General features: G+C 50.8%; 5 protein-coding genes. All 5 read right to left on the bottom strand.

Annotated features, from left to right (window positions below; translation table 11 throughout):
* Positions 1-102: 102 nt before the first annotated feature.
* Positions 103-1,353: an isocitrate dehydrogenase (NADP(+)) gene (gene icd, locus JW883_09250; GenBank protein ID MBN1842448.1), complete on the bottom strand. Its 1,251-nt coding sequence runs from the start codon at positions 1,351-1,353 to the stop codon at positions 103-105.
* Positions 1,354-1,567: 214 nt separating this feature from the next.
* Positions 1,568-3,457 (bottom strand): tRNA uridine-5-carboxymethylaminomethyl(34) synthesis enzyme MnmG, encoded by a 1,890-nt coding sequence (gene mnmG, locus JW883_09245; GenBank protein MBN1842447.1) that lies wholly within the window; start codon positions 3,455-3,457, stop codon positions 1,568-1,570.
* Positions 3,458-3,500: 43 nt separating this feature from the next.
* Entirely contained in the window at positions 3,501-4,250 is a 750-nt protein-coding gene (rlmB, locus tag JW883_09240) for a 23S rRNA (guanosine(2251)-2'-O)-methyltransferase RlmB (protein ID MBN1842446.1), read from the bottom strand.
* Positions 4,243-4,812, bottom strand: coding sequence for a guanylate kinase (gene gmk, locus JW883_09235; protein MBN1842445.1), 570 nt, complete (start codon positions 4,810-4,812; stop codon positions 4,243-4,245). The genes rlmB and gmk overlap by 8 nt, the downstream gene beginning before the upstream one ends.
* 231 nt (positions 4,813-5,043) lie before the next feature.
* Positions 5,044-5,328 (bottom strand): DUF370 domain-containing protein, encoded by a 285-nt coding sequence (locus tag JW883_09230; GenBank protein MBN1842444.1) that lies wholly within the window; start codon positions 5,326-5,328, stop codon positions 5,044-5,046.
* Between the last annotated feature and the right edge of the window lie 328 nt (positions 5,329-5,656).

Genomic DNA, 5,656 nt, shown 5'->3' with positions numbered 1-5,656 from the left:
ACATTCGATGCCTGTCGAGAGCCTCAAGGTCGAGCGATTGGACGTTCGATGTTCGATGTTCATTTTTTTGTAACCGTGAACGGTTACGAAAGCCCTTAGCACTCACACACAACGCAACCGTTCTATGACTGCATCTGCGAATTGAGAGCATCTGACTTCACGGCTGCCTGGCATCTGGCGGGCGAGGTCGTAGGTCACAATACCATCGCAAATGCTTTTCTGTATGGCCTGCTCAATGGCCGAAGCTGCCTCTGTCCACCCCAGGCGCTCCAGCATCATCACCCCGGAAAGTATCAGCGATACAGGATTTGCCTTGTCCTTGCCTGCATATTTGGGCGCTGTCCCGTGAGTGGCCTCAAAGACCGCGCACGTATCGCCGATATTGGCCCCGGGCGCCATACCAAGGCCTCCGACCTGGGCGGCCAGGGCATCAGAGAGATAGTCGCCGTTCAGATTGGGAGTTGCGATCACATGGTAGGACTCTGGCCGAAGGAGCACTTGCTGAAACATCATATCCGCGATCCTGTCTTTGATCACTACCTTGGACGATTGCGCTTGAGCGTCGTTCTCCAGCTCGCCATCTGACTCAAAAACGATGCGGTCCCCAAAAATCTCACTTGCCGCCTCGTAGCCCCACCTCATGAAAGCTCCTTCCGTATATTTCATGATATTACCCTTATGTACCAACGTGACACTGGCAAGATCATGATCTAAGGCATACTGTATGGCCATTGCCACAAGTCGCCTTGAAGCCCTCCGACTCATGGGCTTAACCCCGATAGCCGAGCCCTTTTCAATAGCTATTCCCATACTATCTTTAAGAAAGGAAATCACCGCCTCGGCCTCACGGCTTTCGGCCTCCCATTCAATCCCGGCATAGACGTCTTCTGTGTTTTCCCTAAACACCACCATGTTGACCCTTTCAGGGTGCCTCATCGGCGTGGGGACGCCTTTAATGTACCGTATGGGCCGAATACAGGCATACAGGTCCAGCCTTTGTCGCAACGCCACATTGACACTGCGCATCCCCTTGCCCACGGGTGTCGTCAATGGCCCCTTGATAGCTACTACATGATCCTTAATGACCTGCAGAGCCTCCTCAGGAAGTGATTCGCCTGTCTCGCCGTATGCCTTTCCCCCTGCCATGACCTTCAGCCACGTGATCTTGCGCTGATCACCGTATGCTGCATCAACGGCACGGTCCAGAACTCGACTGCAAGCAGCCCAGATGTCCGGGCCTATGCCATCTCCTTCAATAAATGGAATGACAGGCCTATCTGGAACCACAAGAGTGCCGTCTGCGCTTGTGGTGATCTGACGTGTTTCAGTATGGTGTTTTTTTTGACTGTCCATCATCTCTCTTCCCTATGATCGGTTGAGCCCGTTAAGCCCGTGAAAGTGCTTAACGAAGGGTGAATTTTCAAGTCGCAAAATCGCCTGGCGGTTTTATGTGACGCGGTTTTGTCGCTGGGGAAAAGGCCTTTCCATATTATCAAGTCAGGGGAGTGTTTCAATCTTTGCAAAGGTGGCAAATACGCCTCTCAACGAACGTAACCGGTCAACCGGCCTAACTGGCTAAACCGGCCAACCTCTTAAGATAGACCTGTATTATAGATATTGCAGCCGGAGTAATGCCGGATACCCTTGATGCCTGGCCGAGAGAGATTGGCCGAATCCTGGCAAGCTTCTCCTTTACTTCATTTGAAAGCCCGGGAATGGCCTGATAATCAAAATCATCCGGAATCTTTGTGTCCTCCCGGTGCTTGGAACGCTCAACCTGTTCCATCTGGCGTTTAATATATCCATCATATTTTATCAGGATACTAGCCTGTTCAGTGACTTCCCTGTCAAAAGAAAGGATACGCCCGTCAAAATTGGCAAGGACCTTAAGCTCAATCCCTGGTCTTTTCAGTAGATCAGTCAACCTGGCAGGTTGATTTATTTGGCCAAGGCCCAGCCCTTCCAGAGTTCGATTTACTTCTGGCTTAGGGTTCAGACGTACGTCCGAGAGTAGAGCCAGGAGTCTTTCAATAGCATCGCGCTTCTGCTCAAACTTCTCGTAAAGCTCGTCAGACACGAGGCCGATCTCATGTCCCAGCTCCCTAAGTCGCAAGTCCGCGTTGTCCTCCCGCAGGAGCAAGCGATACTCGGCCCTTGAAGTAAAGATTCGATAGGGGTCCTGGGTTCCTTTTGTTACCAGGTCATCGATCATCACACCGATATAGGCCTGATCCCGTCCCAAGATGACAGGAGGCTCCCCGATCACGTAGCGCACGCCATTGATCCCGGCCATTATCCCCTGACCTGCGGCCTCCTCGTAACCCGACGTTCCGTTGATCTGACCAGCCAGGAACAAGCCTCGAATGGTCTTACATTCCAGGTTCGGCTTGAGCTGCACCGGATCAATATAGTCATATTCGATGGCATATCCTGGCCGAACGATCTCCACATGTTCCAGACCTTCAATAGACCGAAGCATCTTGAGCTGTATGTCCACCGGTAGGCTTGTAGGAAGGCCGTTCGGATAGATCTCGGCAGTTCCAAGCCCCATGGGCTCAAGAAAGACCTGGTGCCTCGGTTTTTCCGGAAAGCGCACGATCTTATCCTCAATGGATGGACAATAGCGAGCCCCGGTCCCTCTTATGACCCCTGTGAAGAGGGGGGAACGATCAAGACCTGTCTTGATGATCTTGTGGGTTTTCTTGTTTGTATACGTGATATGGCACGGGACCTGATCACGAGTAAGCGACTCTGTCTCAAACGAAAAGGGCACTGGCGGGTCATCTCCATACTGGGGGGTGAACCTTGAGAAATCGATGGTCCGGCCATCCAGACGAGGCGTAGTCCCTGTCTTTAAACGGCCCACCCTTAAGCCCAATGCCTTTAAATGATCGGAAAGCTTGTTTGAGGCTGGGTCTCCCATACGTCCTGCGGGAAAGTGCTTCAGTCCAATGTGGACCAAGCCTTTCAGGAATGTGCCTGTAGTCAAAATAACGGCCTTGCCAAGAAACTTTTCCTGTATACTGGTTATGATCCCTTTAACCGTGCCGTCATCTACGATCAGGGCATCAACTAACCCCTGTTTTACATCCAGGTTTTCCTGTTTTTCCAAAACACGCTTCATGCTGAGGCGGTACTCTTCTTTGTCCGCCTGGGCCCTGGATGACTGTACCGCCGGCCCCTTCTTCGTATTTAAGCGACGAAACTGGATACCTGTGGCGTCGGTATTCTTGGCTATCTCCCCTCCCAGCGCATCGATCTCGCGAACCAGGTGTCCCTTGGCTAAACCTCCAACGGCCGGATTGCATGACATCTCTCCGATGTGGTCCACGTTAATAGTAAGGACAAGGGTCGGGTGTCCCAAACGGGCCGAAGCCAGAGCAGCCTCACACCCCGCATGGCCCGCTCCCACCACGATCACGTCGTATGTCTTGGGATATGTGTCCATATAAGAAATGCCTAAATTGTCTAAAATGAACTAAAATGCCTAATAGGTTATTTTAGGCATTTCCCCCACTTCTCCTCTGCCTCCTAACCTCGTACATAACAATAGCCCCGGCCACTGCAGCGTTAAGAGAGTCCACCTCCGTCTCTTGGGGAATAGCCACCAAACAGTCACATGTCTTCCGAACCAGGGGACGTATCCCCTTGCCTTCCCCTCCAATGACAAGGACCAAACCGACATTGAAATCAAACTGGTCCACTGGTTGTTTTGAGGCGGCATGGGCGCCTACGACCCAAAGCCCTGCTTTCTTCAGCCGTTGTAAGGCGCTGACCAGATTTGGAACACGTGAGAACAACATATGTTCCATAGCACCGGCAGACGCCTTTGAAACCGTAGGAGACAAAGGGGCAGAACGGGCCTTGGAAAGGATGATACCATGGACCCCCATGGACAAAGCGGTCCTGACAATAGAGCCAAGGTTTTGCGGGTCCACAATGCCATCAAGGGTTAGAATCAGGGGTAGTGCGGCATCCCTTTCAGCCTTTTTGAGAATTGCATTCTCATTTGTCAAAGGTAAGTCCCCAACCTGTGCCGCAACTCCCTGGTGCACTAAGTCGCCGAAGCGGGATTGAAAAAAGTCCGGTGGCTTGTGCTGGACAGGTATCCCCTTGATCCGAGCCCGTTCCAGGATGGTCTTGATGCCTTTAATTCCGCGGCGCTTAGATACATAGAGATTCCTAATCTCCCGCCGCCCGGCCGCAAACGCCTCACAAAGAGGGTGGATTCCATAAAGAAGATCATCCATTGAAACATGCTTTTCCGATAATCGCCTCTAACCTTGAAACAGTTTGGACCAGTTCCTCATTTACAAGGATATAGTCGTAACGATGGACCTGGGCCATCTCCGCCTCTGCGTTTTTCAAACGCCGCTCCACTGCCTTAGGCGAATCCGTGTCACGTTCAGCCAGGCGTTCTTCGAGTTTTTTCATAGTTGGCGGCGCTATGAAGATTGAAACAGCTTCAGGATACTTGACAAACAGTTTCTTTGCCCCCTCAACGTCAATATCCAGCAACACGTCCTGCCCATCGTCTAACGTCTCCTCAATGTATGTGGCTGAAGTTCCATACAGGTGGCCGTGCACTTCTGCCCATTCAGCCAATTGCCCACCATCGATTTTCTTTTCAAAGGCGGCTTTGGTGATGAAGTAGTAGTCCACACCATCTTGTTCGTTGCCGCGAGGAGGACGGGTAGTACAAGATATGGAATATCGGAGATCTCGTTTCTTTTCTAAGATCGCTTTTATGACAGTCGATTTTCCGGCCCCGGAAGGCCCGGAAATAATGAATAAACGTCCTTTTTTGGCCATCCTATTACGTAATCTTACACCGCAGAGACGCAAAGTTCGCAAATAAGTCTGTCTTTTGGAACTGTCGTGAGAGGCGATAATTCCAAAACCTGGGGGCATATTTCAAGCGGTATTCTCAAGCAGTTTGTTTTTTGTTTTCCGTCCTCTCAACGGAAAACAAAAACATAGTCAAACTCTGCGTGCTCTGCGGCGATCATTTTCTCCATTATCTCTTAGACACCGAGACGCAGTTCACTTCGGCTCTGCGGCCTTTTTCTTCTCCTCCTTGAATTCAAAGCCGGCCTCAAAACGCTGAGAAATCGTTTCTGCCTGAATACCCGAAAGGATTACGTGGTTGCTATCTGTAACGATGATCGAACGGGTGCGCCGGCCATGTGTGGCATCAATCAAGCGTTTTTCCTCTTTTGCATCTTCCTTAAGACGCTTCATGGGTGCAGAGCCAGGCGTAACGATAGCGATGATACGGCCGGTAACCACAGTGTTTCCAAAACCAATGTTCAACAAGGCTGTATCCATATAAACCTCCTAACCCGAATAAACCGGAACCAAAAACAAGAAGACTATCACGAAAGCACGAAGACACGAAATTCTGGCTATTTTTCTTTTTTGTGCTTTGCGGCTTGCGCCTTGAGAACATTACAGCCTTTCGTGTTTTGCGGCATGCGCCTTAGGAAGAGACGTGATTAGCTTCTAAATTTGATGATCTCGTAAAAAGTCGTCACTCCGGTGAAAACCGGAGTCCATATTAGTTCCAACTACCTGATCCGCCTCCGGCGGACTGGATTCCGGCTTTCGTCGTTCGACCCTGAGGCTCTCGACGGGCCGGAATGACAAAAAATACATT

Source organism: Deltaproteobacteria bacterium (assembly GCA_016930875.1).
Taxonomy (GTDB): domain Bacteria; phylum Desulfobacterota; class Desulfobacteria; order Desulfobacterales.
Note: the sequence above shows the minus strand (reverse complement) of the source record. Positions and strands in the feature narration are given on the sequence as shown.

Coding starts and splice junctions, on each gene's coding strand:
- icd (MBN1842448.1), bottom strand. CDS start 1,353: ATGGACAGTCAAAAAAAACACCATACTGAAACACGTCAGATCACCACA.
- rlmB (MBN1842446.1), bottom strand. CDS start 4,250: ATGGATGATCTTCTTTATGGAATCCACCCTCTTTGTGAGGCGTTTGCG.
- gmk (MBN1842445.1), bottom strand. CDS start 4,812: ATGGCCAAAAAAGGACGTTTATTCATTATTTCCGGGCCTTCCGGGGCC.
- JW883_09230 (MBN1842444.1), bottom strand. CDS start 5,328: ATGGATACAGCCTTGTTGAACATTGGTTTTGGAAACACTGTGGTTACC.